The organism is Pseudomonas sp. NY15463, assembly GCF_048068415.1.
Taxonomy (GTDB): domain Bacteria; phylum Pseudomonadota; class Gammaproteobacteria; order Pseudomonadales; family Pseudomonadaceae; genus Aquipseudomonas; species Aquipseudomonas mosselii_C.
Genome location: NZ_JBLUQD010000001.1, coordinates 381,464 through 408,338, shown reverse-complemented (window position 1 = coordinate 408,338; position 26,875 = coordinate 381,464). Strand labels below are relative to the sequence as shown.

Sequence of the window (26,875 nt, the reverse complement as noted above, 5' to 3'; positions counted from 1 at the left end):
CATGCGTATAGCAATAATCGGCAGTGGCATCGCGGGATTGACCTGCGCCCACCTGCTGTCACGCAAACATGAAGTGACAGTCTTCGAAGCCGAGCAGTGGGTCGGGGGCCACACGCACACCCTCGATGTGGACTGGAAAGGCAAGCACTATGCCATCGACACCGGCTTCATCGTTTTTAACGACTGGACCTACCCGAATTTCATCCGCTTGCTCGATACGCTCGGTGTCGCCTCGCAGCCCACTGAAATGAGCTTTTCGGTGCATGATCCGATCACCGGACTGGAATACAACGGCCATGACCTGAACACCCTGTTCGCCCAGCGTCGCAACTTGGTGTCACCGGGTTTCTGGGGGATGCTCCGAGACATCCTGCGTTTCAACCGTCAGGCACTGGCCGACCTGGACCACCAACGTATCGACGCCAGCACGACCCTGGGCGCTTATCTGCAGCACCAGCGTTACGGGCAACGGTTCATCGACCACTACATTGTGCCCATGGGCTCGGCGATCTGGTCGATGTCCCGGGCAGACATGCTGCAATTCCCCCTCGCATTCTTCGTGCGTTTCTGCCGCAACCATGGCTTGCTATCGGTCAATCAGCGCCCTCAGTGGCGCGTCATCGAAGGCGGTTCGCGCAGCTATGTAGCGCCCTTGTGCCAACCGTTCGCCGAGCGTATCCGCTTGAACTGCAAGGTCTACCGCGTCAGCCGCGACGAAGGTGGCGTGACCCTCGCGAGCGCAGCCGGCACCGAACGCTTCGACAACGTGGTGTTCGCCTGCCACAGCGACCAGGCACTGGCATTACTGGAAGCCCCGACGCAGCAGGAGCGAGCGGTCCTCGGCGCCATCGGCTACGCCGACAACGATGTGGTGCTGCACACCGATACCCGGCTGCTGCCTCGTCGCAAAAGCGCCTGGGCCAGCTGGAACTACCGCCTGGGCGGCCCGGAGCAGGCGCCCGCCGCACTGACCTACAACATGAATATCCTGCAAGGCATCGACGCACCGGCGACGTTCTGCGTGAGCCTCAACCAAACCGCGCTGATAGACCCCATGCAGGTCATTGCGCGCTTTCAGTACGCCCATCCGCAGTACAGCCTTGCAGCGACCGCCGCACAGGCCTGCCAGGCCCACCTACAAGGCCAGCACCACAGTTACTTCTGTGGTGCCTACTGGGGCAACGGTTTTCATGAGGATGGGGTGGTCAGTGCATTGAAGGTGGCTGCGTATTTCGGAGAACAACTGTGAACTCCAGCCTCTGCCTGGGATGGATCAGCCACCGTCGGCTGACACCGCGACCCCATGCGTTTCGCTATCGGATCGGTATGTTCTACCTGGATCTGGACGAACAAGCCGGGTTCATGCGGCTGTCACGCTGGCTCGGGCGCTGGCGCCTGGGGCCGCTGTGCTGGCGTGAGCGCGACTACCTTCCAGCACACACAGGCCATGGCGCGTCACTGGCCGAGGCCGCGCGCACGCTGGTCGGGCAAGCCACCGGGCACGTGCCTGACGGGCCGGTACGCCTTCTCACGCAACTGCGTTGCTGGGGACTCTCGTTCAACCCGGTGAGCTTCTACTTCTGCCATGAGCGCGACGGGCGCCTGGCGGCGGTCCTGATGGAGGTGCGCAACACCCCCTGGCGTGAGCGCTTTCACTATGTCCTGCCGGTGGACGATGCACCTGACAGGCTGTTCACGGTCGCCAAGGCCTTTCACGTGTCACCGTTCATGCCGCTGGAAATGGACTACCACCTGCGTTTTTCCCTGGACACCGAGCATGTGCGCATCCACCTGCAGAACTGGCAGCACGGACGCAAGGTATTCGAGGCCGACCTCGCCTTGCGCCGCCAACCCTTGGATAGCGCCGCGCTGCGGCGTTATGTCATGACCTTCCCGTGGATGAGTCTACGGACTGTCTCAGCCATTTACTGGCAAGCGCTACGCCTGTTACTCAAACGCACGCCCGTGCATGACCATACTGCCAGCCAGGGCTCCCTGGCGCTCGGCCAACCTTGCGAGGACCCTGATGATGTCGAATCCTACCCTGAGCGTTAGCAAGTTCGCAGGCCTTGCGCCCCTGCTCGGCGGGTTGGCACGAAGCGCCGTGCTCGCCCAGTTGGGCAAGCTGCGTCACGGTCACCTGCGCCTGCTCTGCCACGGGCAGCAATGGAGTTTCGGCGATGTCCAAAGCCCGTTGCAGGCTGAGGTGGAGGTTCTCGATGAAGCCACCTGGAGCCTGATCGCCGGCAACGGCTCGATCGGTGCGGGTGAAGCGTACATACACGGCTATTGGCGCAGCCCTGACCTTGCGCTGGTGACTCGGGTGTTCGTTGCCAACCTCGAGGTACTCGATGCGCTCGAAGGCGGCCTGGCCCGCCTCGGCCGCCCTGCCCTACGCCTGCTGCATCGGCTCAACCGCAACGACAAGCGCGGTGCGCGGCGCAACATACTGGCCCACTACGACCTGGGCAACGACTTGTTCGAGCGGTTGCTCGACCCCACCATGATGTACTCGGCCGCCCAGTTCGAGCACCCTGGACAGACACTGGAACAGGCCCAGTTGAACAAGCTCGAGCGCATCTGCCAGAAGCTCGAACTGCGCTCAGAGGATCACCTGCTGGAAATCGGCAGCGGCTGGGGTAGTCTGGCCATCCATGCCGCCACCCACTACGGCTGCAAGGTCACGACCACGACGCTCTCGGAGGCGCAGTACAGCCATACACGCAAGCGCGTCCAGGCCCTGGGCCTGGAACAGCGCATCAACGTGCTTCGCGAGGACTATCGCGACCTTGAAGGGCAGTTCGACAAACTGGTGTCGATCGAGATGATTGAGGCGGTCGGCCATCGTTACCTGCCCGTGTATTTCCGCCAGTGCGCCTCGCTGCTCAAACCGGAAGGCCTGATGCTGTTGCAGGCGATCACCATCCGCGACCAGCGCTATGAACAGGCGCGGCGCTCGGTCGACTTCATCCAACGCTACATTTTCCCCGGCGGCGCACTGCCATCGGTGAGCGTCTTGCTCGACACTGCCAGCCGACACACGCCACTGAACCTTGTGCACATGGAAGATTTTGGCCTGGACTACGCCCTCACCCTGCGCCATTGGCGCGACAACTTGCGGCAGGCACGCACAGCACTGACGGAACTGGGCTACGACGACCTGTTCCAGCGCCTGTGGGAGTTCTACCTGTGCTACTGCCAAGCGGGCTTCGAAGAGCGCACCATCGGCGTCGCACACTTACTGCTGGCAGCGCCGCTGGCGCGGCGTGAGCCCTTGCCTGGCAGCGCCTGATGTCAAGGCCTTGGCTGATTGCCAACGCCATCTGGCTACAAGCCGGCTGGTGGATCTGCGTGCTGGGTAGCGAGCGGCCCTGGTTATTGCTGCTGGTGATTGCAGGCGTGCTGATCCACTTGAGCCTGTGCGCGAACAGCCTGGCCGAAGCCAAGGCGTTATTGCGCGTGACCCTTGCCGGATGCGCGCTCGATAGCGCGCTGGGCGTGCTGGGGGTGTTCGAGTTCGACGTACGCCCCCTGCCCCTGTGGCTCGCGTTGCTATGGGCAGTGCTGGCAAGCGGCATGCGCCACAGCCTGGCATGGGTCGCCAAGGACTGGCGGCTCGCTGCATTGCTCGGCGCGCTAGGCGGCCCACTGGCTTATCTGGGCGGTGCGCGGCTGGCAGAGGTGGGGTTGCCGTTAGGTGCGCTTGGTACCGGCCTGCTGCTCATGCCGCTCTGGGCACTTGCCCTGCCATTGCTCTTGCGCCTGGCGGCGTGGCGCTGACCGGCGGCATCGCTCGGAGCAGTAACGTACCTGCTCCCAACAGCGCTCCCAGCGCTTGCGCCAGTTGAATGGCCGGCCACACACCACGCACAACTTGCTTGGCAAAAAGCATTTTTTCATAGCGCCTGCCCAGCATCGAGTTGCGCCAGCAAGGCCTCACCACGCTGCCAAACCGCATCACGGCGGCCGACCGCCATACTCTCGAGGCTTCGATAGACAAGCGCCAGACGCGGGTTAGCCGACAGCAAGCGGCGATGGCGGATAAGGAAGTGCCAGTACAAGGCGTTGAAGGGGCAGGCATCCTCCTCGACCACGCGGTCAACCCGATAACTGCACGCCTTGCAGTGATCGGACATGCGCTGGATGTAACGACCACTGGCGCAGTAGGGTTTGGACCCCAGGTAGCCGCCGTCGGCATGCATCACCATGCCAAGCGTGTTAGGCAGCTCGACCCAGTCGAAAGCGTCCATGTACACCGCCAAGTACCATTGGCAAATCTCTCGAGGCACGATACCGGCCAGCAAGGCGAAGTTGCCCGTGACCATCAACCGCTGGATATGGTGTGCGTAGCCCAACTGCAGGGTCTGTCCGATCGCTTGCGCCATGCAGCGCATGCGGGTCTGCCCAGTCCAGTAGAATTCAGGCAACCTGCGCTGGTTGCCCAGGTAATTGAGACCGGCATAATCCGGCATGCGCAGCCAATAGATGCCACGCACATATTCGCGCCAGCCGATCAATTGTCGAATGAAGCCCTCGGCGGCATTGAGCGGCACCCGCCCCTCACGCCAGGCGTTATCAACGTCATCACACAGGCGCCGCACATCCAACAGGCCAATATTCAGCGCCGCGCTGATCCGAGCGTGGAACAGGTAGGGCTCGCCCTCCGCCATCGCGTCCTGATAATCACCGAAAGCCGCCAGGCCGAAATCCAGAAAGTGTTGCCACAGCTGCTGCGCCTCGGCAGCTGTCACGGGGTAGTCGAAGCCATCGACGGCCCCGTAATGATCGCTAAAGCGCTGACGCACCAGCGCGATCACCGCGCGGGTGATCTCGTCCGGCTCAAAATGCGCAGGGAACGGGCCACGCATCTGCTTTGGCAATGCCTTGCGGTTGTCGCCGTCGAAGTTCCACGCGCCACCGGCTGGAGTCCCGTCGGGCTCCATCAGCAAGCCGGTGCGCTTGCGCATGCCTCGGTAGAAGTGCTCCATGCGTAGTTGCTTGCGCCCCTCGGCCCAACGCGCGAACGCTTCGCGCGAGCACAGAAAACGCGTGTCGCGGTGCCATACCAGGGGTAATTGGGCCTCGCGCAGGGCCTGCTCAAGACGCCACTCACCGCACTCGGTTACGTGGATATCGGTGGCGCCCAAGGCATGTTGCCAACGGCGTAACTCGCCGACCAGGCTGGCGCTGTTAGCGCGCGCATCGAGTTCCACATAATGCACCTGCCACCCGCGCTCACGCAGTTGCTGGGCGAAATGCCGCATGGCGCTGAAGATCAATACGATCTTCAGCGGATGATGCGGCACATAGCTGGCCTCCTCCTGCACTTCAGCCATCAGCAGCGCATCGCGCGCCGGATCGAGTGCTGCCAGGCTTGCAAGGTCGAACGACAGCTGGTCACCCAATACCAGTCCCAGACGCATCGCGACCTACCACTGGCTGGCCAGGGTTACCGGAACCCGTAACGGCGCAATGGGGCCGTCGCGTTGCCCACACATTTCATCGTGCACCACCTGCTGAACAAGCGTGCAGGGCACTGCTGGCAGGTCGGCCAACAGTTGTCGCAGCTCAGTCGTCGAACGTATCCGCAGCGCTTGCCCTTGGGCATCGCTGAGTGTCAGGGGGCCTGCGTCGGTCAATGCTCGCAGGACATAGAAACCACCCTCCAGCGACAACAGTTCCAACTCCTTTGCCTCGCCGGTCGAAACCATCTGGGTCAGTGCATTCAAGTTCATGGCGTGCCCTCTGGCAGTCTGCGGAAGAACAGGGTTATCTGGCCGATCTCCACCCCCAACTTGGTCATACTTGAGCGGTTGATCAGGGTGTCTTCGTCCATCAGGTACATCCAGTCGTCGAGGTCCACCGTCCAATGCCGCCCATCGACTGGCAGGTCGAGCTGGTAACGCCAGCGCAGCGCGTTACCCGCCACCTCGCCGCGCGCCTCACCGATCACATCACCGGCAGTGCCTCGCCAGCGGCCAGTTCCGTCCGGCACCAGTGTCCAGGTACGTTGCTGGCGAGTGCCATCGCTGTAGAGAAAGTGCTCGTCGAGAATCAAACGCTCACCGTCACGACGGCTGTCGATGCGCACGTGAAAGCGCTTGACCACTTCACCGGAACGCTTCTGGAACATTCCCCAGGCCTGCACCGGTCGGGAAAAGAATGCCGCCAGGTCGAACACCGGTCGCTCTTGTGCGTAGCGCTCGACACTGACGTTGCCGCAACTGCCCAGCAACAGGCATGAAACCAACAACATCGCTCTGTACATGTTTTCAGGCTCCTCGGTCGTTGCCCGCCAGCCCGAGCAAGCGCTGACGCAGTTGTGTATCCCTGGCACATGGGGCGAGCCAGATACTGAAGAACGTCCGGGCGAACAGCGGGTCGGTGATTTCACGGCTGAGCTTGCCGTCGACGTAAACGCTACAACCCTGCCCTGGCAAAAACACGCCTGTGATGCGCATGCCCGGGCGCACCTCCACGAAGGCCTCATCGATTATGTTGGGCCAGACCGCGCATTGCGGCGGCGTCAGGCTGCTGGCGCTGACCCGGCACATCTGCTCGAAAATCTCCTGGACCAAAGCGCCCTTGGACATCGACCGGTGATAGAGCAGCTCAAGGGCAAACGGCCGATTCCAGTCGTGAACAGGGCCCAGTGCCCACAGTTGCACCGTGCAGAAACACTCACCCGAACGGATTAGCTCACCATCACCCAGCCGTTGTACCACTGGCAATTTCATAAGCACCTCTACCCCTCAATGCTGTACAACCATAGCATCTTGTATAAGTATTGTACTGGGTTGCATAGAATTTAATGCGCTACAGCTGCCCTCCAACCAAAGGATCCGGCAGCCCAGCGAGCATCAACAGCACCAAAAGGAATGGCTCATGCTGTACATAGTCCTGCTCGGTGGCCGCCATCCGCGGGCCAGCATCGAGGTCCACGATGTACTGTTCGCACAGGCGGACTCTCTCCAGCACGCGTACCCACAACTGCGCAAGGGATGGTTTGGGAGCCAGCAGGGACTGCACGTCGACGCCTGGATGGAGGTCGCCGGCATTGACCGCTACCGTGTCGAATTCGCCGATGCGGCGCCCGGCCCGGACGACCCACGCCTGTTCTTCATCAACCTCGGGGGCTACGAAGCCAACGTGTTCGGTGAAGCTCACCGCTACCTGCTGGTGGTGGCCACAAACAAGGCCGAGGCCAAGCAACGTGGTAGACGGCAGTTGCAGGCGAACTGGAGCAAACCGCATACCGATGCGGTGCTGGATGTCGACGACTGCTTGCCGGTGGACTCGGTCAACGGTCGCTACGTGCATTTGATCGAAGGCCCGCATGATGGCTTGCGCCAGTACAGCGACTATCTTCTGCTATGAGCCCCAGCCGGCACAGGACGCCGCATTCGCGGTGCAATATCACGGTCTAGCCAAGGTCCTTTCCAATGCGCCTGATCCACAACCTGCAAACACCCGCGAACGTACTGGTCTGCGGGGCTAGCCAAGGCATTGGCCTGGCCTTGTGCGCACAGTTACTGGCACGTGACGACGTCGCACGCGTGTTCGCGGTGTCGCGCCAGGCGATGCGCAGCGCCGAGTTGCAAGCCCTGTCCGCCGATCACCCGCAACGCGTGATGTGCCTGGACTGCGACGCTCGTGACGAGTCGCAATTACAAGCACTCGCCACCCAGCTCGGCGCCCACTGCGATCAGTTGAACCTGGTCCTGTGTACACTCGGCGTGCTGCACGAGGCCCCGGCACGCGCCGAAAAAGCGCTGAGCCAACTAGACATGGCGAGCTTGCTTGGCAGTTTCACCAGCAACTGCTTCGCCCCAATCCTGCTGCTCAAGCATCTATTGCCGCTGTTGCGTCGCCATCCAATGACCTTCGCCGCGTTGTCGGCCCGCGTCGGGTCGATCAGCGACAACCATCTGGGAGGCTGGTACAGCTACCGGGCCAGCAAGGCGGCACTCAACCAACTGATACGCACCGCGAGCATCGAGTTCAAGCGCCTGAATCCCGCTTCAACCCTGCTGCTGCTGCATCCAGGCACGACCGATACCCGGCTTTCGCGGCCCTTCCAGGCGAATGTCGCGCCGGGCAAGTTGCTCACGCCCGCCGATGCTGCCAGCCGCTTGCTGACCCTCGTCAGCCATCACGGTCCCGCGCACAGCGGTACATTCTGGGCGTGGGACGGCACACCGATTGACTGGTGAGCACCAGCCCCGCGTAAAAAATATGCCTTGAGGCGGCCCATTCAACAGGTGCCGATGCGGTCCAGTTCCTGCTGGAGCTGCGCACGCTCGAGGGTATCGAACGGCAGCGCAAAGAACGCCTGGCAACGAGAGGCGATAAGCGCCAGGGTGGCTCGGAACGCCGCATCGACCGAAGCATCGTCCCCCACTACATCGGACGGATCTGCCAACCCCCAATGCGCCTTCAAAGCAGGCCCGAAATACACCGGGCAAGCCTCACCGGCGGCCTTATCGCAAACGGTAATGACGATGTCAGGAGGGCACCGCTCGAACACTTCATTGCCCTTGCTACACAGTCCATGCGTCGAGATACCCGCCTGCTGCAACGTGGTCAGACTACGCGGCAACACTTGGCCCTTGGGAAAACTGCCAGAACTGACAGCGGTAAAACCGTCCGGCGCCAGGTGATTGAACATGGCCTCCGAGAGGATGCTGCGGCAGCTGTTGGCCGTACACATGAACAGGACTCGCATCGTCGACTCCTTCGCGAGGTGGCGTAAATCAGAGGCTCAGGCGCAAGGCCAGGGCCGACAGGGTGATCAGCAAGACAGGCAAGGTCAGCATGATCCCAACCTTGAAGTAGTAACCCCAGGTGATACGAATACCTTTACGTGCCAAAACGTGTAGCCACAGCAGCGTGGCGAGGCTGCCAATCGGAGTGATCTTCGGGCCGAGGTCGCAACCGATGACGTTGGCATAGATCATCGCCTCACGTACCAGGCCCTGTGCCTCGCTGGCTTGGATCGACAACGCGCCGACCAACACGCTGGGCATGTTGTTCATGACCGAGGACAACAGTGCAGCGATCACTCCGGTTCCCAAGGCGGCGCTCCATAGCCCCTGTTGAGCGATCCGGTCGAGCAGTTGGGTAAGCAGGTCGGTCAGGCCGGCGTTCTTCAGTCCATACACCACCAGGTACATGCCAAGCGAAAAGATCACCACCTGCCAAGGTGCTTCGCGCAGCACACGACACGTCGCGATGCGCTGGCCGCGCGCGGCGACGGTAAAGAGCAGCGCCGCGCAGACTGCGGCGACCGCACTGATCGGGATACCCAGTGGCTCAAGCGCAAACAGGCCGATCAGCAACACCACCAACACCCACCTGCCGACATTGAACGTGGCATGGTCACGGATCGCCTCGCGCGGCGCCTTCAGCGCAGCGAGCGCATAGTGGCGTGGGATATCACGCCGGAAAAACAGCCACAGCACCAGCAAGGTCGCGGCCACACTGGCCAGGTTCACGGGCAGCATCACCGAGGCATACTCGGCAAAGCCCAGTTTGAAATAGTCAGCCGAGACGATGTTCACCAAGTTGGAGACCACCAGCGGCAGGCTCGCGGTATCGGCGATGAAGCCCGCAGCCATGACAAACGCCAGGGTCGCGGCGGGCGAGAAGCGCAGTGCTAGCAATACCGAGATGACGATAGGCGTGAGAATCAACGCCGCACCATCATTGGCAAACAACGCCGATACCGCCGCGCCAAGCAGTATGCAAAAGGCGAACAGGCGCTCGCCACTGCCGTTGGCCCAACGCGCGACGTGCAACGCCGCCCATTCGAAGAAACCGGCTTCGTCCAGCAGCAGGCTAATGATGATGACGGCGATGAACGTGGCGGTGGCATTCCAGATGATGGCCCAGACCGTGGGGATGTCCTGTAGCGAAACGGCGCCCACCGCCAGGGCGATGATGGCGCCGAGCGAGGCACTCCAGCCGACCCCAAGCCCCCTGGGCTGCCAGATAACCAACGTGAGGGTAAACACAAAGACAGCTATCGCGACCAGCATCGAGCACTCTCGTAAAAAGGATCAGCAGCAGACCGAATCACGCACGGGACGTCCATCCATGGCTTTGAGCCGCCGGGTATTGTCTGCCAACCACGACGCGTTGGCCTGCAAGGTCACCTGCAGCAGGTCATGCACCCAAGCGGGTAACTGCGGATTCAACCGGTAATACACCCACTGCCCTTGGCGACGATCCAGCAGCAGCCCTTGGCTGCGCAGCTGCGCGAGGTGACGGCTGATCTTCGGTTGGCTTTCGTTCAAGGCGCACGTCAGCTCGCAGACGCACAGCTCTCCGAGGCTCGCGACCAGCAGGGTGACACGCGCACGGGTCTCGTCAGACAGACTCTTGAACACCTCAGGCGGAGAAAACATGAAGACACCAATATATATGGAAAATCGAATATACGTATAAACATATATCTAGAGCAAGCGTGCTGTGCAACTCGTCGCTGATGCTGAACCCTTGGCCTGCGCCACAGGTCGCTACTGATAATCGAACGAGCGCATGGGGGCCCTGGTGAACGAAATCCGTATTGGTGTTTGCAGTGGGCGTTATGCGCAATGGCATGACACGACGCCCAAGGAGTTGATCCTATCGGTCAAAGCGCTGCCGACCGAGCCCGCTTCCACACCCAGGGAGCGGCCATGAACACGCCTATATCCGCCCTGCACCGCCGGAGCGACGATACGGCCACCGTGCAACGCATGACCGTGCTGACGCTCAACGTGCACAAGGGATTCACGGCGCTCAACCGTCGCTTCATCCTGCCCGAACTGCGCGAGGCGGTGCGGGCCACCGGTGCTGACCTGGTGTTTCTGCAAGAGGTGCACGGCAGCCATCAACAACATGCGCAGCGCCATCCGGCGTGGCCACAGGCGCCCCAATATGAATTTCTCGCCGACAGCATGTGGCCGCAGTTCGCCTATGGACGCAACGCGGTTTACCCCGATGGCGACCATGGTAATGCCCTGCTGTCCAAGTTCCCCATCCGTGACCACAACAACCTGGATGTCTCGATTCACGGCAACGAGGCGCGCGGGCTGCTGCACTGCCGGCTCGAAGTGCCCGGCCACGCCCAGGTGCACACGATCTGCGTGCACCTGGGCCTGCGCGAGGGCCATCGGCAACGTCAGATCGACCTGCTACTGGGGTTGCTCGATAGCCTGCCGGCGCACGAACCGGTGATCGTCGCTGGCGACTTCAACGACTGGCGCCTGAAGGCCGATGCGCAGTTGTCGGGTCATCTGGTCGAAGCATTCGGCACGCCGGCGCGTAGCTTCCCCGCGCGTCTGCCGCTGCTGCGCCTGGACCGTATCTACCTGCGCAATGCCCACGCCTGCCAGGCGCGGGTGCTGTCCAGGTTTCCGTGGTCACACCTTTCCGACCATGCCCCACTGGTAGCGCAGGTGACCTTATGAAGCAGCCTTGGTGCAACGGCAACCACATCGAACTGCTGATCAATGGCGAGCAGTACTATCCCCGTGCATTCGAGGCCATGGCCCAGGCCCGCGAGGAAATCCTCCTGGAAACTTTCATCATCTATGACGACAAGGTCGGCCAGCCGCTGCGCCAGGCGCTGATCGACGCGGCCCGGCGCGGCGTGCGGGTCGAAGTGGCATTCGATGGCTACGGCACCGCGGATTTACCCGAAGAATTCATTGCGTCGATGACCGAAGCCGGGGTGCACATCCATGCGTTCGATCCTCAACCGCGCATGATCGGCATGCGCACCAATCTGTTTCGCCGCCTGCACCGCAAGATCCTGGTAATCGATGGACAGCGTGCGTTCATCGGCGGCATCAACTACAGCGCCGATCACCTGGGGGACTTCGGCGCGCAAGCCAAGCAGGACTACGCCGTGGAAGTCACCGGCCCTGTGGTCGCGCAAGTGCACAGCGCCTCCTGCCGGATGCTCGCAGCGGTCCTGGAAGATGGTAGCCGGGTCAAACCCCGGCATGCGCCGCATGGCACCGCCAGCGCCATGCTTGTTGAGCGCGACAACCAGCAGCATCGCAACGATATCGAGCGCAGCTACCTGGAGGCATTTCGCCAGGCTACACAACGTATCGTGGTGGCCAACGCCTACTTCTTCCCTGGTTACCGCCTGTTGCGCGAGCTGCGTAACGCTGCGCGCCGGGGCGTGGAGGTGACGCTGATCCTTCAGGGGCAACCTGATATGCGTTGGGTTCGTACGTTGTCGCGCCTGCTCTACAACTACCTGTTACGCGACGGCGTGCAGATTCTCGAATACCGCCAGCGCCCGCTGCACGGCAAAGTGGCGCTGGTGGACGAGGACTGGTCGACCGTGGGGTCCAGCAACCTCGACCCGCTGAGCCTGTCGCTCAACCTCGAAGCCAACCTGTTAATCCGTGACCGCGCCTTCAACCAAGGCCTTTACCAACATTTGAGCGAACTTTCCCGGGACCACTGCACGGCGGTGACACTCGAACGCATGGTGCGCGGCTACTGGTGGCGCGCGCCGCTAATTTTCCTGGGCTTTCATATTACCCGCTATTTCCCGAGAATCGCCGGCTGGTTTCCGGCCCACCGGCAACGCCTGCAATCGCTGCAAGCCGGCAGCCTGGCGCCGGCCGACTACCAGGGGGGTGAAACGTGATGGCAACGCCACGCTGGCAAACCTGGGGCAAGCGCGTGCTGACGCTGCTGTTTCTGGTGTTGATCCCGGTACTGCTGTTCACCCTGGCGCGCAACTTGGATTGGAACGAGGTGCGCCAGTCGCTGCTGGCCTATCGGCCTGGCACCTTGGCGCTGGGCTTGCTGCTGGCGGCCTGCAGCTATCTGGTATTTGCCAGCTACGACCTGCTCGCTCGCGCCTATACCGGCCACCGCCTACCGGCCCGGCAAGTGTTGCCGGTGGCGTTCGTGTGCTATGCCTTCAACCTCAACTTCACCACCTGGGTGGGTGGCGTTGCCTTGCGCTACCGCTTGTACAGCCGGCTGGGCCTGGAGACGGCGACCATCACGCGCATCCTGACCTTGGGTCTGTTGACCAACTGGATGGGCTACCTGCTACTGGCCGGCACGGTGTTCGCCCTTGGCCTGGTTAAACTCCCGGCAAGCTGGGCCGTCGGTGCCGGCGGTCTGCGCCTGATAGGCGTGCTGATGGTGGCGCTCGGCGTGGCTTACGTGCTGGCATGCGCCTTCTGCACGCGACGTACCTGGGTGCTGCGCGGGCATGAGATCACATTGCCTAGCCTGCGCCTGGCGTTGTGCCAGGTAGCCCTGGGTGCCAGTAACTGGGCATTGATGGCTGCGCTGATCCACCTGCTGCTGCCGTCCGAGCTGTTCTACCCCTCGGTGTTGGGGGTGCTGCTGATCAGCTGCGTGGCGGGCGTGGTCGCGCATATCCCAGCAGGGCTCGGCGTGCTGGAGGCCGTGTTCCTCGCGCTTCTACAAGGCCAACTGGGCCAGGGGACGCTGGTCGCTGCCCTGCTGGGCTATCGAACCTTGTACTACTTGGTGCCGCTGTTGGTGGCGGTGGTGACCTACCTGATCCTCGAGCAGCGCGCCAAGGCCTTGCGCCAACAGGCCGATCCGGCCTTGGACAAGCGCTGATCGAACAGGCTGCCTAGGGCGAAACCGGATCACCCATAGGACCGGTTTCATCCAGGGCACTGTCGGCACTACTCGGCTTTGGCTGACCCCGCTCGCTACACGTGCAGTCGGCCATGCGGCACGGTTCCCCGCTGCTATGGCCGTTTGCACAGGCCTCGCAGCAATACGCCTTGCCGTCCTGGAGCGCGGCATTGGCGTCCACGCTACAGGTACACGCATTACAGGAACAGCGTTGCGCGCTCATCAAGGCGCCCTCCCCTGGTCATCGGGCACGACTTCGTCGGTCCATGGCTCTCCATCCAGTGGCGCGGCGCGCGCCAGCTCGGCCTCGTCCAGGCCAATACCGCCACCGATCTCGTGGGCTTGCACCTCGCGCAGGGCTTGGTCCGCCGGGCCATCCGCCGTGCCAGGTTCATCCGGGTCTCGCGCACCGGTTTCGTCGAACAACGTTTCGGGGCTCAGGTCGTCGAGGGTGACGTTGTCTTCATGCGGGCTATCGCCCAGTGCCTCATCACCGGTCATGCCGTTTTCAGCGACCTGTGGCGACCGATAGTGCTGATCAATCTCAGGCGCCGGAGGCTCGTCACCGATGCGGCCCGTGCGTTCGTCGCGACGCTCGCTGAAGTCCAGCTCGTGCACGCTGCCCATGCGGTCTTCAGTATCGTCGATTTCAACCTGCGGCTTTGGCCGTGAAGGGGTGGACATGGCGGTTCTCCATCTATTGGCTTCACTCGGTCGACCGTCCTCTTGGAGAAATGATTCAGAGTTTCTTCAACGCGTACACCGGCACTTTTTTGGAACTCCGCCCCCACACGTAGCCTCCCAACCCAAAGACCTGCGAACTGTTTTGGAGCCCGCCATGGCACAGCCACTGAAGGAGTACCCGCCAAAGCGCGCCTTCACGGCCACCCTGGAACCTGCGGGTGTACGCGAAATGCGCAGTCCACTTTCCAGAGGGCCATTCCCACGCCGCCGCTGTAATCGTGTGGAAACGCGGTATCTGGGAGCCGGCAGTCGAGGAGGCATTCACCCGTGAGCCAAGCTCAGCACTTCAACCTGAACGCATTCGATGCCCAACTGCGCCGCTTCGCCGCGCGCCCGCTGGCCTCGGGCCTCGACCCCTCGCTGGCGCACCTGCTGCGAGCGCTACGCGACGAGCAGCTTGACCGACTTCCGTTGCCAGGCCAGGGACATACCCTGGAACGCTGGCGGGCCCTGGCCCAGGTCGCCGCTTGCGACCTGGGTCTGGCCAAGCTCTACGAAGGCCATACCGACGCTCTGGCGATCCTCGCCGAATGCGCCGCCAGCGCGCCTGACGGCGAGAGCATCTGGGGCGTGTGGGCCGCAGAACCACCGGATGCGCGAACCTGCATCGTCGAGCGAGACGGTCAACGCGTGCGTCTGCAAGGCCGCAAGGCCTGGTGCTCAGGTGCACTGCAGATCGACCGGGCACTGCTGACCGCCTGGGAAGGCGAGCAGGCGCAGTTGGTCGCCATCGAACTGGGCCACCCCAGCCAGCATATCGAGGCTGGGCACTGGCAGGCCGTTGGCATGGCCGCGACCGCCAGTGTCAGCATCGCGTTCGACAACTCGCCTGGACTGGCCATCGGCGCACCGGGCCAGTACCTGTCACGCCCTGGCTTCTGGCAGGGCGGTGCCGGAATCGCTGCCTGCTGGTATGGCGCGGCCACCGGCTTGGCGCACTACCTACGCGAACACTGCCACAAGCCCCGACCCGACCCACACGCCGACGCGCACCTGGGCGCGGTCGATAGCGCCCTGCACGGGGCCCGCGCCGCCCTTCGCGACTGCGCGGCGTGGATCGACAAACACCCGTGCGCGGATGCCAGCCTCCAGGTAAGACGCACCCGCGCCCAGGTCGAGCACGCCGTCGAACAGGTCATCCAGCATGTCGGGCATGCGCTCGGCGCCACGCCCTTTTGCCGCAGCGCCCGCTTCGCCAGGCTCAGTGCGGACCTGCCGGTGTACCTGCGCCAAAGCCACGCCGAGCGCGACCTGGCCGAATTAGGCCAACAACTGACCGGCATGCCGGAGGGAGCATGGCAATTATGAGCCAGAACCTGATTCAGGCAGCGCCGGGCACGCCCTGGAGCGCGTGGCAACAATCCGCCCAGCTGGCCCGCGCCACCTGGCTGTCACCCGAGCAGCTGTGCCCGCCCGGACGGCGCCTGGTGCTGTTGGCACCGCACCCGGACGACGAAATCCTCATGGCCGGTGGACTACTGGCAGGTTTTCACGGCCGAGAACAGGACCTGTTGTTGATTTCGGCCACCAATGGCGAAGGCAGCCACCCAGGTTCTGCACAATGGACCGAACGCCGCTTGCGTCACCAGCGCCCACTGGAAAGCCGTCATGCCCTGCAACTGCTGGGCCTGGACCTCAACCGTCTGGACTGGCGACGCCTGAACCTCAAAGACGGCGCCCTGGCGCACGATGAAGCGTTTCTGGTCACCCACCTGGAACAGGTGCTCCAGCCCGACGACCTGTTGCTGACCACCTGGCGCGGCGACGGGCACTGCGATCACGAAGCGGCGGGCCGCGCGTGCGCGCGGGTGGCCCAGGCGCGCCGCGCGCAGTTGGTCGAAGTGCCGGTATGGGCTTGGCATTGGGCCTCCCCGGACGATCCGCGCCTGCCCTGGCCGCAGGCGCAGCGCGTGCAACTCGATGATCTGCGCCTGGCCCGCAAGCGCCAGGCCCTGGCCGCGCATGCCAGCCAGTTGCAAGCCGACGGCGAGCGCCCGCCGGTGCTGCCCGAACACCTGCAAACCTGCCTGTTGCAGCCATTCGAATTGATCTTTGTTTCACGGGGGGCTGCATGAGCCTGGACGCACAGTACTTCGCCGCGTTGTACGCAGGCAACGATGACCCATGGGCATTTCGTACCCGTTGGTACGAACGACGAAAACGCGAGCTGGCCGTGGCCAGCCTGCCTCGCCAAGGCTATGCCCGCGTATTCGAGCCGGCCTGCGCCAACGGCGAGCTGAGCGTGCTGTTGGCCGAGCGCAGTGCCGAGCTGCTGTGCCAGGACATCGACCCCACCGCCGTGGCCCTGGCGCGCCAGCGCCTAGCAGGGGTAGCGCACACCCGCGTCGAACAAGGGCACCTGCCCGGTGACTGGCCAGGCGGACAGTTCGACCTGATCGTGCTTAGCGAGATCGGCTACTACCTCGACCCCACCGACTGGCGGCAGGTGATCGAGCAGGCCGTCGCCAGCCTGAGCTACGACGGTGGCCTGCTCGCCTGCCACTGGCGGCATCCCATCGCTGGCTGTCCGCAGGATGGCCGTGAGGTGCATGCCCTGCTGGCCAGGCACCTGCCGCTTTATCCGCTACTGCGTCACGAGGAAGCGGACTTCCTGCTGGAGTACTGGTCCTGCCAACCCAGTGTCGTCGACCTGGACGAGACGTGCCCATGATTGCCGTGATCATCCCCGCACACAACGAAGCTCGCCGTCTCGGACGCTGTCTGACGGCGGTCAGGGTCGCGGCGGCGCGGGCCGAGGCCGCAGGCTTGGTGGTCGAGGTGCTGGTGGTGCTTGATCGCTGCTCCGACGCCAGCGCGCGCATCGCCCGCCGCCATGGGGTGCAGACCTTGGCACTGGAGGCCGGCAATGTCGGGATTGCCCGGCGCGCCGGCGCGGCCTGGATGATCGAGCGTGGCGCCCACTGGCTGGCCTTCACCGACGCTGACAGCCGCGTACCGGCGCACTGGTTGGTGTCGCAACTGCAATGGCACGCCGATGCGGTCTGCGGCACGGTGCACATCGACCGCTGGCAGCCCTGGCAGAACGCCGCGTTGCGTCAGTTGTACCGCAGCCGCTACCAGTCCCAGGACGGCCATCGGCATATTCACGGCGCCAACCTTGGCGTGTGCGCCAAGGCCTATGCGCGGGTCGGCGGCTTCGAGCCGCTGCCCGCGCACGAAGACGTACAACTGGTACTGGCCCTCGAGGCCAGCGGTGCACAGATCATCTGGAGCGGCGCACATAGCGTGGCCACCAGCAGCCGAGCTGATTGCCGCGCGCCTCAGGGCTTCGGGGATTACCTGAAAGCGCTGCAAGAGCAGTTGCCTTGAACCGGTGGCCATGACGACTTGTTCGACGCGATCAAGCCGATGAGTGACTCGGCATCGCGCTGGTGCCTACAAGGTCGCCGCCCCAGCGCAATCGTGCTACGACAGTTCTTCGCGAACGATCCGCGCCCCGGCGCTCAGCGCGTGCAGCTTGCCCCGCGCCACGCCACGCGGTAGCGGGGCCATGCCGCAATTGGTGCAGGGATAAAGCTTGTCGGCATCTACGAACTGCAACGCCTTGCGCAAGGTGTCGGCAACCGCCTCAGGGGTTTCGATGGCCGGGTTGGCCACGTCGATGGCACCGACCATCACTTTTTTGCCACGGATCAACTCGATCAGTTCCATGGGCACATTGGCGTTGTGGCACTCCAGCGAGACGATATCGATGCTCGATTGCTGCAACCTCGGAAAAACCTGTTCATATTGCCGCCACTGCGAACCCAATGTGCCTTTCCAATCGGTATTGGCCTTGATGCCGTAGCCGTAGCAAATGTGCACGGCGGTTTCGCACTTCAGGCCCTCGATCGCGCGCTCCAAGGTAGCCACGCCCCACGCATTGACCTCGTCGAAGAAGACATTGAAGGCCGGCTCGTCGAACTGGATGATGTCCACACCCGCCGCCTCGAGTTCGCGGGCCTCCTCGTTGAGAATCCTGGCAAACTCCCAGGCCAGCTTTTCGCGGCTCTTGTAGTGCGCGTCATACAGCGTATCGATCATCGTCATCGGCCCTGGCAGCGCCCATTTGATGGGTTGCGAGGTGTGCTGGCGCAAGAACGTTGCGTCCTCCACGAATACAGGCTTCTGACGCGCCACCGCGCCCACGACGGTCGGCACACTGGCGTCATAGCGGTCGCGAATTCGCACGGTCTGGCGCTTCTGGAAATCGACACCGCTGAGGTGTTCGATAAACGTCGTGACGAAATGCTGGCGCGTTTGCTCGCCGTCACTGACGATGTCGATGCCGGCCTGTTGTTGTTCGTGCAATGCCAGGCGCAACGCATCCCGCTTGCCCTCTCGCAGCGCTTCACCTTGCAGTTTCCAGGGTGACCAAAGCGTTTCAGGTTGGGCGAGCCAGCTCGGTTTCGGCAGGCTGCCAGCAGTTGAAGTAGGCAACAGTTTTGTCATGATCCAAGACCTTGTCGTTCAGGGCATTCAGGCGGCATAGCGAGCGCACCACTGCGCAAGCATGGCGTGGTACGGCTTGATGAAGTGTTCTTCGGCAAAGCGCCCCTGCTCGACCGCTAACCTGCTTCGCTCCTCTCGGTCATAGACGATCCGCGTCAGTGAATAGTCCTGGTGCTGCAAGCTGGGCTGATAGGCGCTAGCGGCTGCCGAATTCGCGTTGTAAAGCTCGGGCCGGTAAATCTTCTGGAAGGTGTCCATCGTGCTGATCGTGCCGATCAACTCAAGGGGGGTGTAATCGCCCAGCAGGTCACCTGCACAGTAGAACGCCAAGGGCGCGACGCTGTGCGGCGGCATGAAGTAACGCACCTTCAGGCCCATCTTCTGGAAGTATTCATCCGTCAAGGAGTCTTCATCCTGGCGGTATTCGACACCCAGTACAGGATGCCGATTCTCGGTTCGCCGGTAGGTCTTGCTGCTGGAAACGCTCAGGCAGATCACCGGGGCTTTGCTGAAATGCGTCCGGTAGGCACTGGAGTTCACGAAGCACTTGAACAGCTTGCCGTGCAGAACGCCAAAATCATCGGGAACACTAAAGGTCGGCTGACCTTGGTTATGCTCCGGCAACCGCACGCTGAAGTCATAGTCGCGCACGTAGGACGAGAAATTGTTGCCGACGATGCCATCGATCCGTGCATTGCGGTGGCGGTCGAGCACGGTAACTTTCAATAGCTCGATCAATGGCAACGCAGGCACCGCGCGCGGATCGTCGAGGGTCATTTCGACAGACACGATGTCCAGTTCCAGTGCATAGCGCGTGCCGCTCGGGTTATCCCAGTGCGCCAACGCATTGAAGCGATTGTCGATCATCTGCAAGGTGTTGCGCAGGTTCGCCTGACGGCTACTGCCTCGTGCCAGGTTGGCAAAGTTGGTGGTAATACGCGTATTGTCCGACGGCTGATATTGCTCATCGAAACGAACGCGTTTGATGGCAAATGCAAACTCCTGGCTCATGTTGGCCTCACACCCTGAACGCGAAAGGGACTGCAGCACCGCCAGCAATTGGCAGGCTAGCGTCTGCGGGAAAATTCAATGAGGGCGATTGTCATGGCCAGACGATCATGAAACAAACTCAATTATTTTGAGTTCTTGTTTAATATTTCTCATGTTAAACCCTGGACGCGCGACGCCAGTGGTCATGATAGGCTAACGTAAGGATTCGGTAAGCGAATTGTAAATTACTGAATTTATTGGCTATTTTCTAAAGCGAGGGAGAACTTCTGGCCTGTTTGGCGTCTATTTGAACAGGTTACCCGGCACGCCCCAGCGGCTTCAGCGCAGGCGGCCATTCGTTCATGGACCTGGTCCGAGGAGTTCTACCCAATGAAACCCTACGCCCCGCAATGGCTGCTGGCTGGCCTGTTCGCACTTGTTTCGATGGGCAACGCCTGCGCCATGCAGGCCAAGCCGGTCTCGCCTGCCCTGGTCACTGAAAGAGCGGATACCACGTATACCCGCCCGGCATCCGACACCCCATGGCCAGGCTTGGCCGGCTTGACCCGCACCGCCAACGGCGCGCAGCTGGCGGGCAATGACCGCTACTGGCGCGATGGCCGCTGGCACTCGCACAGGGAAGATCTGCGCAAGGCCAAATGGCGCAAGGAGCAAGCGCGCAAAGAGGCCGAGCGCCGTCGGCAATGGGAGCGTCAACACGCCCACCGCCACTATCGCTGAACGCTTCAATGGAGGGGGCCGGCAGCGCCGCCCCCCAACACGCCGCGCTGACGGCTGCGATTACCCGAACACCACATAGCTTTTGCGCAACGTGCGGCGCACGACCCACGTGCCCTGGCAATCCTCAGGGAAGCACAGCGTATCACCGGCGCAGAACTCCAGCGGCTGGCCGCCATCCGGGGTGAAGCTGCCCTCGCCACTGATGATGTAACTGTATTCGGCCTGCTTCAACGCACGCCGGAAGCTTCCCGGCGTACACTCCCAGATGCCAGTCGAGGCTTCGACACCCGGCAGATCGTACTGCCCCGCGGTACGGGTATGGGCGAGCCCATCGCCCACCGGTTTGGCCACCGCCAGCGCGTCGCTGAACTGCGCATCGGTCACGGCTTTGATCACTACAGGCTGCATGCAGACCTCTCCTTGAACTCAGGCAATGGCATCGAGCAAGCGGTACCAGGCAATCCCCACCCCCAGGTACAGCCGCTGTAGCCCATGAAACGGAATCGGCCGGATCGGCGAGACCGGAAACGGGAAATGCTCGGTCTGCCCCAGCAGGCGCTGCGCCAGGTGACGGCCCAAGGTGCTGGCCATGGCGATACCCCGACCGTTGTAGCCCAGCAGGATGCTCAGCCCCGGGGCCGGCTCGTGCAGATGCGGCAGGAAATCCTGGGTCAGCGCCACGCGCCCGGCCCACTGGTATTCGAATTCGACGCCCTTGAGCTGCGGGAACAGGCCGAACACCGAATTGCGCAGGTGATTCCAGTCACTGTCCGAGCGCGGCTCGGCAAACGGGCCGCGCCCCCCCATCAGCAAACGCCCCTGGGCATCTTGCTTGAAGTACACCAGCAGGCGCCGGGCGTCGGAGCACACCTCCCCCTTGGGCAGCACAGTGTTTCGCAGGTGCTCCGGCAATGGGCGGGTGGCGACGATGAAGCTGTTGGCCGCCAGCACGGTCTGGCGCAGCTTGGGCCAGAGTTCGTCGGTGTAGCCATCGGTGGCCAGCACCACGCGCTCAGCACGGACCTCGCGCCGGGTCGCGGTGCTCAGGGTCCAGCCACGGCTGTCGCGGCGCAAGCCGGTGACGCGGGTATGGCCATGGATCTGCGCGCCCTCCTGCTGCGCAGCCCGGGCCAGGCCGCGCACATAATTGAGCGGGTGCACGCTGCCCGCGCGCGGATCGACCCAGGCGCCCAGATAGTCGTAACTGCCGATGCGCTGGGCGACACGGCCCTGGTCGAGCATTTCCACCGCCACTCCCCGCTGGCGCCACTGCTCGGCCCGGCGTTCGATTATGCGCATCGCGGCAGGCGTGGCCGCCGGCTGAATCCAGCCTTTGCGCGTGGCATCGCACTGGATGTCGTAGTGCCGGATCAGCTCGAACACCTCGTCGGCAGCGCCCCCGGCCACCTCGATCAGGCGCTGGCCCTGCTCAGGACCGTACAGCCGGAGCAATTGCTCGGGATCATGCTTGAGGCCGGGAATCACCTGTCCACCGTTGCGCCCCGAGGCGCCCCAGCCCGGCTCACCGGCATCCAGCACGCAGACCCGCACGCCTTGGCGCGCCAGGTGCAGCGCCGTGACCAGCCCGGTGTAGCCGGCCCCCACCACCGCCACGTCAACCTGCAGGTCATCCTGCAGCGCTGGCGTGTGTACCCCGGGGTTGGCCGTGGCAGCCCACAGCGACGGCGGCAAGACCCACGCGCGAGCGCTCATGCCTGCCCCCCAGAGTTATTCAACAGACGGCGCAGGAACTCCTGGGTGCGCGGCTGCTGCGGCGTGCCGAGCACCTCGCCGGCAGGCCCCTCTTCGATGATGCGCCCGCCGTACAGGAAGCAGACCTTGTCCGCCACCTCACGGGCAAAGCCCATTTCATGGGTCACCACCACCATGGTCATACCTTCGTCCGCCAGCTTGCGCATCACCGCCAGCACCTCACCCACCAGTTCGGGGTCCAGTGCTGAGGTCGGCTCGTCGAACAGGATTGCCTTGGGCCGCATGGCCAGTGCCCGGGCAATCGCCACGCGTTGTTGCTGGCCACCGGACAGCTCGTCCGGGTAGGCGTCCATGCGGTGCCCCAAGCCGACCTTCTCCAGCAGGCTGCGGGCATGCTCGCGGGCCGCGACAAGGGGCTCTTTTTTCACGAATACCGGCCCTTCCATGACGTTCTGCAACGCCGTGCGATGGGGGAACAGGTTGAAGCGCTGGAACACCATGGCCACCTCGGTGCGGATGTCATGAATGCTCTTGTGGTTGCGATCGACCCGCTTGCCCTCCACCAGGATGTCGCCCCCTTCATAGGTTTCCAGGCCGTTGATGCAACGGAGCAAGGTAGACTTGCCCGACCCCGAGGGTCCGATCAGGCACACCACCTGCCCGCTCTCGACGCCCAGATCGATACCTTCGAGCACCCGCGTATTGCCATAGCTCTTGTGCAGGGACTGGATAGTGATCATGCGGATTTCCTCGTGGCGATACGCGCCTCGAGACGGCGCAGGGCATACGACAACGGCAGGCTCAGGGACAGATAGAGCAGTGCCACCAAGGTGTAGACCGTCATGTTCTCGAAGGTCGACGAGGCGATCAGCTGACCGGCGCGGGTCATCTCGGCAACCGTGATGGTCGACACCAGCGAGGAGTCCTTGAGCATCATCACCAGGGTGTTGCCGTAGGGCGGCAAAGCGATACGAAACGCCTGGGGCAGCACGACCCGACGCATGATCATTGGCCCGCGCATGCCGATGGACTCGGCGGCCTCGATCTGGCCCTGCTGGATGGCCTGGATGCCGGCGCGGAAGTTTTCAGCCTGGTATGCCGAGTAGGCGATGCCCAGGCCAATGATACCGGCCTGCAAGGCCGTGAGCTGGATGCCGAACTCCGGCAGCACGAAGTAGATGTAGAACAGTTGCACGATGATCGGCAGGCCGCGAATGACGTTGACCACAGTAATGCCGCAAAGCGCCACTGCGCGCACCTTCGATACCATCATCAGCGCGAAGGCCAAACCAATGATCGAACTCAGCAGGAACGAGGCAATCGTGACCTGCACGGTGACCACCGCGCCATTCAACAGAATGGGCAGGAAGTCCAGAGCGTTCTGGAGAAACATAAGGGTGTCCGCGATGGGGGAATCAGGAAACCGGTGCCTGGCGAAGGCACCGGCTGACGAGGATCAGTCCAGCTGCCACTTGCCGATGATGCTGGCCAGGGTGCCGTCGGCCTTGATGCGGGCGATGCCTTGGTTGACCTGGGCGAGCATCTGCGGATCGCCCTTGCGCATGATCAGGCACACCTGGCCGATCACCTGGGGCTTGTAGCTGTCGACCAGGCGGACTTTCTTCAAGGTGCCTTGGGCTTTCTGGTAAGCCAGGATCGGGTGGTCGCCGAAGCCTGCCTTGATACGCCCCAGCGCCAGGTCGCGGGTCAGATCGGCGAGCGAGTCGTAGCCACGCACTTCCTTGAAGAAGCCACGGCGGTTGAGTTCGTCGAGAAACACCGTACCGACCTGCGCGCCAACCACTTCGCCCTTGAAGTCATCCATGCTGGTGTAAGCCTGGGTGTTGTCGTCACGCACGATCAGGCCCTCGCCGTATTCGAACACCGGATCCGAATACTGCACCACTTTCTCGCGCTCTGGGGTGCGCAACATGGCAGCGGAAATCAGGTCGATCTTCTTGGCGGTGAGCGACGGAATCAGCGCGGCGAAAGTGGTCTGGGTAATCTCCACGTCGAAACCCGCCGCCTTGGCCACGGCATGGGCGGAGTCGACCATCATCCCTTGGATACTGTTGCTTTTGACATCGAGGAAGGTGAACGGCACACCCGTTGCGGTGGCGCCGACCTTGTAGGTTTCGGCCTGGGCAAGTACGCAGGTAAGGCTACCGGCGAGTAATGCCAGGGCGCAGGTAAACACGCGAAGACGTTGATACATTGCTGAACACTCCCATTTCACGCGACTTATTGTGCTTATGCGTAGGGTTGGCCTCAGGTATCGGCAGGAGGCGTGTTTTTCACTATAAACAATTTACAAGAATCGTAAAGAGATTTATAAATATCGCATATCGATACTTAAAGCCCATTTATTACAAGAGCCAAGGTATGAGCGACAGCGAAAACAATCTGTTCAACCAGTCACTGGAAAAAGGCTTGGCGGTACTGCGCGCCTTCAACGCCCGCCGCCGTAGCATGAACCTGGCTGAGGTCGCCGAGGCCGCCGGCATCAACAAAAGCTCGGCCCAGCGCATGATCCACACCCTCGAAGCCCTCGGTTACGTGAGCAAGCACCCGCAGAACAGGCGCTTTCAGCTGACCCCACAGGTGATGGAAATCGGCTACAACTACCTGGCCGCAGATACCTTGGTGGATGTGGCCAATCCGTTCCTGGCCGAGCTTGCCCAGACCACTGGCGAGACGACCAACCTGACCGAGCCAGTGCGCACGGACATGCTCTACGTGGCCCGTTTCGTCGGCCCGAAGTTCATTCCCATCCACCTGCCGATCGGTAGCCGTATCCCGATGTACTGCAGCGCTTCGGGGCGGGCCTACCTGAGTTTGCTGGAGGACGATGAAGTGCTGGCGCTGCTCGCGGCGAGTGAGCTGCAACGTCACACCCAGTACACCCGTACCGCCACCCAGGCGATCCTCGACGCCATCGCCGAGGTCCGCCACAAGGGCTATGCGATCAACAGTGAGGAGCTGTTCCTGGGAGACATGGCGGTGGCCGCGCCGGTGCGCAACAGCCAGGGCCGACCAGTGGCATCGGTGCATGTGGTGGCGCCGACCAGTCGCTGGAGCGTAGAAGAAGCCGAACGCCGGTTGGCGCCGGCAGCCCTGGAATGCGCCCGGGCGATCAGCAATTCGATCAGGGCATTGTAGGAGTTCACCCAGCCCTGCCGGGCTGCGCTGTCGTGCAGAGAACTGATTTCGCAAGCGCGCCGCGTACCCTGTGGGAGCGGCGGTTCGGCGCCCCGACTTGCCCGCGAAGCAGGCGACTCGGTGTATGGCACCGGCTTCGCCGGTGTTCGCGGGCAAGCCCGCTCCCACAGGTCCCTGCTAAATCAACAAGTTATGTGTAGTTCTATGAGAGCGGCCTTGTGCCGCGATAGGGGCGCGCAGCCCCAGGATTTCAGTGTCATACACGATCGCCGGGGCTGCTACGCAGCCCTTTCGCGGCACAAGGCCGCTCCTACAAGATTGCGCGCGGCGGCCTGGCGCTTTAGAACTGAATCACCATGCGCCCTTCGATCTTGCCTTCGAGCATCTCCTCGAAGATCTGGTTGATGTCCTCCACCGGCCGCAGCGTCACCTTCGGCACCACCTTGCCCTCAGCCGCGAACTGGAAGGCTTCCTGCAGATCCTGACGAGTGCCGACCAGCGAGCCGATCACCTCGATACCGTCGAGCACCAGCCGCGGGATGTTCAGGCTCATCGCCTCCGATGGCAACCCCACCGCCACCAGTCGCCCACCGGCGCGCAGCGCATCCACCGCCGAATTGAACGCCGCCTTGGCAACTGCCGTGACCACCGCGGCATGGGCGCCACCGGTCACTTCCTGAATGATCTTCGCCGCGTCCTGGGTGCGCGAGTTGATGGTCAGGTCCGCGCCCATTTCGCTCGCAAACCGCAGTTGCTGGTCGTTGACGTCGATGGCAATGACCTTGGCGTTGAACACGTTCTTGGCATACTGCAACGCCAGGTTACCCAGGCCGCCAAGGCCATAGATGGCGATCCACTGTCCGGGCCGGACCTTGGCGACCTTGACCGCCTTGTAGGTGGTCACACCGGCACAGGTGATACTGCTGGCAGCCGCCGACTCCAACCCGTCGGGCACCTTGACCGAGTAGTCGGCCTTGACGATACACGCCTCGGCCATGCCGCCATCGACGGTGTAACCGGCGTTCTTCACCTCACGGCACAAGGTTTCGTTGCCGCTGGTGCAATACTCGCAGTGCCCACAACCTTGGTAGAACCACGCGACACTGGCCCGATCACCGGGCTTGAGCGAGGTAACGCCCGGCCCTACTTCCTGGACCACGCCAATGCCCTCGTGGCCCAACACCACACCGGTCTTGTCACCGAAATCGCCATTCTTCACATGCAGGTCGGTGTGGCAGACGCCACAGCAGTGCATCTTCAGCAGCGCCTCCCCGTGCGCCAGAGGGCGAAGGTTTTTCTCTACCACTTCAACACGACGATCAGGTGCAACGACAGCAGCTTTCATAAAAGCCTCCTTGTCCGAGTGAGTCAGCCGGCCTGGTTACCGTATCAACAGGGCTGGCCAGGCGGGCCTGAACCCAACACCGCCCGCGCTGCTGAATGA

At 62.7% G+C, this 26,875-nt stretch carries 32 protein-coding genes and 1 pseudogene; 15 read left to right on the top strand and 18 right to left on the bottom strand.

What is annotated here, in order from left to right:
- The first annotated feature begins 1 nt into the window (after position 1).
- Genes ACNFIC_RS01985 through ACNFIC_RS01970 form a run of 4 tightly spaced genes read left to right on the top strand, consistent with a single transcriptional unit; the run spans position 2 to position 3,780 of the window.
- Positions 2–1,249 carry an NAD(P)/FAD-dependent oxidoreductase gene (locus ACNFIC_RS01985; RefSeq protein WP_138217548.1) on the top strand — a complete coding sequence of 416 codons (1,248 nt, stop codon included), beginning with the start codon at positions 2–4 and terminating at the stop codon, positions 1,247–1,249.
- Positions 1,246–2,055 (top strand): DUF1365 domain-containing protein, encoded by an 810-nt coding sequence (locus ACNFIC_RS01980; RefSeq protein ID WP_416779549.1) that lies wholly within the window; start codon positions 1,246–1,248, stop codon positions 2,053–2,055. The genes ACNFIC_RS01985 and ACNFIC_RS01980 overlap by 4 nt, the downstream gene beginning before the upstream one ends.
- Positions 2,030–3,292 carry an SAM-dependent methyltransferase gene (locus ACNFIC_RS01975; protein ID WP_138218153.1) on the top strand — a complete coding sequence of 421 codons (1,263 nt, stop codon included), beginning with the start codon at positions 2,030–2,032 and terminating at the stop codon, positions 3,290–3,292. The genes ACNFIC_RS01980 and ACNFIC_RS01975 overlap by 26 nt, the downstream gene beginning before the upstream one ends.
- Complete coding sequence (locus tag ACNFIC_RS01970; protein WP_138217546.1) at positions 3,292–3,780, top strand: DUF2878 family protein; 489 nt, start codon at positions 3,292–3,294, stop codon at positions 3,778–3,780. Before ACNFIC_RS01975 ends, ACNFIC_RS01970 begins: the two co-directional genes overlap by 1 nt.
- Here ACNFIC_RS01970 and ACNFIC_RS01965 read toward each other — a convergent pair.
- From ACNFIC_RS01965 to ACNFIC_RS01945, 5 genes and pseudogenes are all read right to left on the bottom strand, one after another.
- Positions 3,778–3,900 (bottom strand): annotated as a pseudogene (locus ACNFIC_RS01965) (DUF2256 domain-containing protein); the annotation flags it as partial. The gene ACNFIC_RS01970 and the pseudogene ACNFIC_RS01965 sit on opposite strands and share 3 nt — an antisense overlap.
- On the bottom strand, positions 3,897–5,423 hold the full coding sequence (locus ACNFIC_RS01960; protein WP_416779547.1) for a cryptochrome/photolyase family protein: 1,527 nt from the start codon (positions 5,421–5,423) through the stop codon (positions 3,897–3,899). The pseudogene ACNFIC_RS01965 and the gene ACNFIC_RS01960, both read right to left, overlap by 4 nt.
- 6 nt (positions 5,424–5,429) lie before the next feature.
- Positions 5,430–5,735 carry a DUF6482 family protein gene (locus ACNFIC_RS01955; RefSeq protein WP_138217543.1) on the bottom strand — a complete coding sequence of 102 codons (306 nt, stop codon included), beginning with the start codon at positions 5,733–5,735 and terminating at the stop codon, positions 5,430–5,432.
- Positions 5,732–6,268 carry a DUF3833 domain-containing protein gene (locus ACNFIC_RS01950; protein ID WP_138217542.1) on the bottom strand — a complete coding sequence of 179 codons (537 nt, stop codon included), beginning with the start codon at positions 6,266–6,268 and terminating at the stop codon, positions 5,732–5,734. The genes ACNFIC_RS01955 and ACNFIC_RS01950 overlap by 4 nt, the downstream gene beginning before the upstream one ends.
- Positions 6,269–6,272: 4 nt before the next feature.
- On the bottom strand, positions 6,273–6,737 hold the full coding sequence (locus ACNFIC_RS01945; protein ID WP_416779545.1) for a chalcone isomerase family protein: 465 nt from the start codon (positions 6,735–6,737) through the stop codon (positions 6,273–6,275).
- Positions 6,738–6,885: 148 nt separating this feature from the next.
- Here ACNFIC_RS01945 and ACNFIC_RS01940 point away from each other — a divergent pair, with 148 nt between their 5' ends.
- A complete protein-coding gene (locus ACNFIC_RS01940) occupies positions 6,886–7,377 on the top strand; it encodes a DUF1543 domain-containing protein (RefSeq protein ID WP_138217540.1) in 492 nt (163 codons plus the stop codon).
- A 65-nt stretch (positions 7,378–7,442) separates the two neighbouring features.
- The gene (locus tag ACNFIC_RS01935) at positions 7,443–8,213 is read left to right on the top strand and encodes an SDR family NAD(P)-dependent oxidoreductase (protein ID WP_138217539.1); all 771 of its coding nucleotides are present in this window, start codon (positions 7,443–7,445) and stop codon (positions 8,211–8,213) included.
- 41 nt (positions 8,214–8,254) lie between these two features.
- Here the strand turns inward: ACNFIC_RS01935 and ACNFIC_RS01930 are convergent, their stop codons facing one another.
- The 3 genes from ACNFIC_RS01930 to ACNFIC_RS01920 are packed head-to-tail and all read right to left on the bottom strand — an operon-like array spanning position 8,255 to position 10,406.
- Entirely contained in the window at positions 8,255–8,725 is a 471-nt protein-coding gene (locus tag ACNFIC_RS01930; protein ID WP_416779542.1) for an arsenate reductase ArsC, read from the bottom strand.
- A 28-nt stretch (positions 8,726–8,753) separates the two neighbouring features.
- On the bottom strand, positions 8,754–10,037 hold the full coding sequence (locus tag ACNFIC_RS01925; protein WP_416779540.1) for an arsenic transporter: 1,284 nt from the start codon (positions 10,035–10,037) through the stop codon (positions 8,754–8,756).
- A 21-nt stretch (positions 10,038–10,058) separates the two neighbouring features.
- Entirely contained in the window at positions 10,059–10,406 is a 348-nt protein-coding gene (locus ACNFIC_RS01920) for a metalloregulator ArsR/SmtB family transcription factor (protein WP_138217536.1), read from the bottom strand.
- A 273-nt stretch (positions 10,407–10,679) separates the two neighbouring features.
- On the opposite strand from ACNFIC_RS01920, the gene ACNFIC_RS01915 reads away from it, so the two are divergent.
- From ACNFIC_RS01915 to ACNFIC_RS01905, 3 genes are read left to right on the top strand one after another with little or no spacing between them, the layout of a single operon-like run.
- The gene (locus ACNFIC_RS01915; protein WP_416779538.1) at positions 10,680–11,453 is read left to right on the top strand and encodes an endonuclease/exonuclease/phosphatase family protein; all 774 of its coding nucleotides are present in this window, start codon (positions 10,680–10,682) and stop codon (positions 11,451–11,453) included.
- Entirely contained in the window at positions 11,450–12,652 is a 1,203-nt protein-coding gene (gene clsB / locus ACNFIC_RS01910) for a cardiolipin synthase ClsB (RefSeq protein ID WP_416779537.1), read from the top strand. Before ACNFIC_RS01915 ends, clsB begins: the two co-directional genes overlap by 4 nt.
- Positions 12,652–13,611 (top strand): lysylphosphatidylglycerol synthase domain-containing protein, encoded by a 960-nt coding sequence (locus ACNFIC_RS01905; RefSeq protein WP_138217533.1) that lies wholly within the window; start codon positions 12,652–12,654, stop codon positions 13,609–13,611. The genes clsB and ACNFIC_RS01905 overlap by 1 nt, the downstream gene beginning before the upstream one ends.
- 13 nt (positions 13,612–13,624) lie before the next feature.
- Here the strand turns inward: ACNFIC_RS01905 and ACNFIC_RS01900 are convergent, their stop codons facing one another.
- Together ACNFIC_RS01900 and ACNFIC_RS01895 are read right to left on the bottom strand one after the other, a co-directional pair.
- Positions 13,625–13,855: a metallothionein gene (locus tag ACNFIC_RS01900; RefSeq protein ID WP_138217532.1), complete on the bottom strand. Its 231-nt coding sequence runs from the start codon at positions 13,853–13,855 to the stop codon at positions 13,625–13,627.
- Positions 13,855–14,316, bottom strand: a complete 462-nt coding sequence (locus ACNFIC_RS01895; protein ID WP_138217531.1) for a phosphotransferase system, HPr-related protein — start codon at positions 14,314–14,316, stop codon at positions 13,855–13,857. Before ACNFIC_RS01895 ends, ACNFIC_RS01900 begins: the two co-directional genes overlap by 1 nt.
- Positions 14,317–14,643: 327 nt before the next feature.
- Between ACNFIC_RS01895 and ACNFIC_RS01890 the strand changes: the two genes are divergently transcribed.
- The 4 genes from ACNFIC_RS01890 to ACNFIC_RS01875 are packed head-to-tail and all read left to right on the top strand — an operon-like array spanning position 14,644 to position 17,706.
- Positions 14,644–15,684, top strand: coding sequence for an acyl-CoA dehydrogenase (locus ACNFIC_RS01890; RefSeq protein WP_416779535.1), 1,041 nt, complete (start codon positions 14,644–14,646; stop codon positions 15,682–15,684).
- Positions 15,681–16,451 (top strand): PIG-L deacetylase family protein, encoded by a 771-nt coding sequence (locus tag ACNFIC_RS01885; protein ID WP_138218152.1) that lies wholly within the window; start codon positions 15,681–15,683, stop codon positions 16,449–16,451. The genes ACNFIC_RS01890 and ACNFIC_RS01885 overlap by 4 nt, the downstream gene beginning before the upstream one ends.
- Complete coding sequence (locus ACNFIC_RS01880; protein ID WP_416779533.1) at positions 16,448–17,047, top strand: class I SAM-dependent methyltransferase; 600 nt, start codon at positions 16,448–16,450, stop codon at positions 17,045–17,047. The genes ACNFIC_RS01885 and ACNFIC_RS01880 overlap by 4 nt, the downstream gene beginning before the upstream one ends.
- On the top strand, positions 17,044–17,706 hold the full coding sequence (locus tag ACNFIC_RS01875) for a glycosyltransferase (RefSeq protein WP_416779531.1): 663 nt from the start codon (positions 17,044–17,046) through the stop codon (positions 17,704–17,706). Before ACNFIC_RS01880 ends, ACNFIC_RS01875 begins: the two co-directional genes overlap by 4 nt.
- Before the next feature lie 96 nt (positions 17,707–17,802).
- Here the strand turns inward: ACNFIC_RS01875 and ACNFIC_RS01870 are convergent, their stop codons facing one another.
- Positions 17,803–18,828, bottom strand: coding sequence for a methionine synthase (locus ACNFIC_RS01870; RefSeq protein ID WP_416779529.1), 1,026 nt, complete (start codon positions 18,826–18,828; stop codon positions 17,803–17,805).
- A gap of 27 nt (positions 18,829–18,855) precedes the next feature.
- Positions 18,856–19,839 carry a DUF1852 domain-containing protein gene (locus tag ACNFIC_RS01865; RefSeq protein ID WP_416779527.1) on the bottom strand — a complete coding sequence of 328 codons (984 nt, stop codon included), beginning with the start codon at positions 19,837–19,839 and terminating at the stop codon, positions 18,856–18,858.
- Between the two features lie 369 nt (positions 19,840–20,208).
- On the opposite strand from ACNFIC_RS01865, the gene ACNFIC_RS01860 reads away from it, so the two are divergent.
- Positions 20,209–20,559 (top strand): hypothetical protein, encoded by a 351-nt coding sequence (locus ACNFIC_RS01860; protein WP_240791697.1) that lies wholly within the window; start codon positions 20,209–20,211, stop codon positions 20,557–20,559.
- 60 nt (positions 20,560–20,619) lie between these two features.
- On the opposite strand, the gene ACNFIC_RS01855 is transcribed toward ACNFIC_RS01860, so the two are convergent.
- The 5 genes from ACNFIC_RS01855 to ACNFIC_RS01835 form a co-directional block, all read right to left on the bottom strand.
- Entirely contained in the window at positions 20,620–20,967 is a 348-nt protein-coding gene (locus tag ACNFIC_RS01855; RefSeq protein WP_138217525.1) for a cupin domain-containing protein, read from the bottom strand.
- A gap of 18 nt (positions 20,968–20,985) precedes the next feature.
- Positions 20,986–22,272, bottom strand: coding sequence for an NAD(P)/FAD-dependent oxidoreductase (locus ACNFIC_RS01850; protein WP_416779525.1), 1,287 nt, complete (start codon positions 22,270–22,272; stop codon positions 20,986–20,988).
- Positions 22,269–23,012 carry an amino acid ABC transporter ATP-binding protein gene (locus ACNFIC_RS01845; RefSeq protein WP_138217523.1) on the bottom strand — a complete coding sequence of 248 codons (744 nt, stop codon included), beginning with the start codon at positions 23,010–23,012 and terminating at the stop codon, positions 22,269–22,271. The genes ACNFIC_RS01850 and ACNFIC_RS01845 overlap by 4 nt, the downstream gene beginning before the upstream one ends.
- Positions 23,009–23,665, bottom strand: coding sequence for an amino acid ABC transporter permease (locus ACNFIC_RS01840; protein ID WP_138217522.1), 657 nt, complete (start codon positions 23,663–23,665; stop codon positions 23,009–23,011). Before ACNFIC_RS01840 ends, ACNFIC_RS01845 begins: the two co-directional genes overlap by 4 nt.
- Positions 23,666–23,728: 63 nt before the next feature.
- Positions 23,729–24,487 (bottom strand): ABC transporter substrate-binding protein, encoded by a 759-nt coding sequence (locus tag ACNFIC_RS01835; RefSeq protein ID WP_416779523.1) that lies wholly within the window; start codon positions 24,485–24,487, stop codon positions 23,729–23,731.
- Positions 24,488–24,654: 167 nt separating this feature from the next.
- Between ACNFIC_RS01835 and ACNFIC_RS01830 the strand changes: the two genes are divergently transcribed.
- Positions 24,655–25,431 carry an IclR family transcriptional regulator gene (locus tag ACNFIC_RS01830; protein WP_416779522.1) on the top strand — a complete coding sequence of 259 codons (777 nt, stop codon included), beginning with the start codon at positions 24,655–24,657 and terminating at the stop codon, positions 25,429–25,431.
- Positions 25,432–25,771: 340 nt separating this feature from the next.
- Here ACNFIC_RS01830 and adhP read toward each other — a convergent pair whose 3' ends face one another.
- Positions 25,772–26,776: an alcohol dehydrogenase AdhP gene (gene adhP / locus ACNFIC_RS01825; protein WP_416779520.1), complete on the bottom strand. Its 1,005-nt coding sequence runs from the start codon at positions 26,774–26,776 to the stop codon at positions 25,772–25,774.
- Positions 26,777–26,875: the final 99 nt, after the last annotated feature.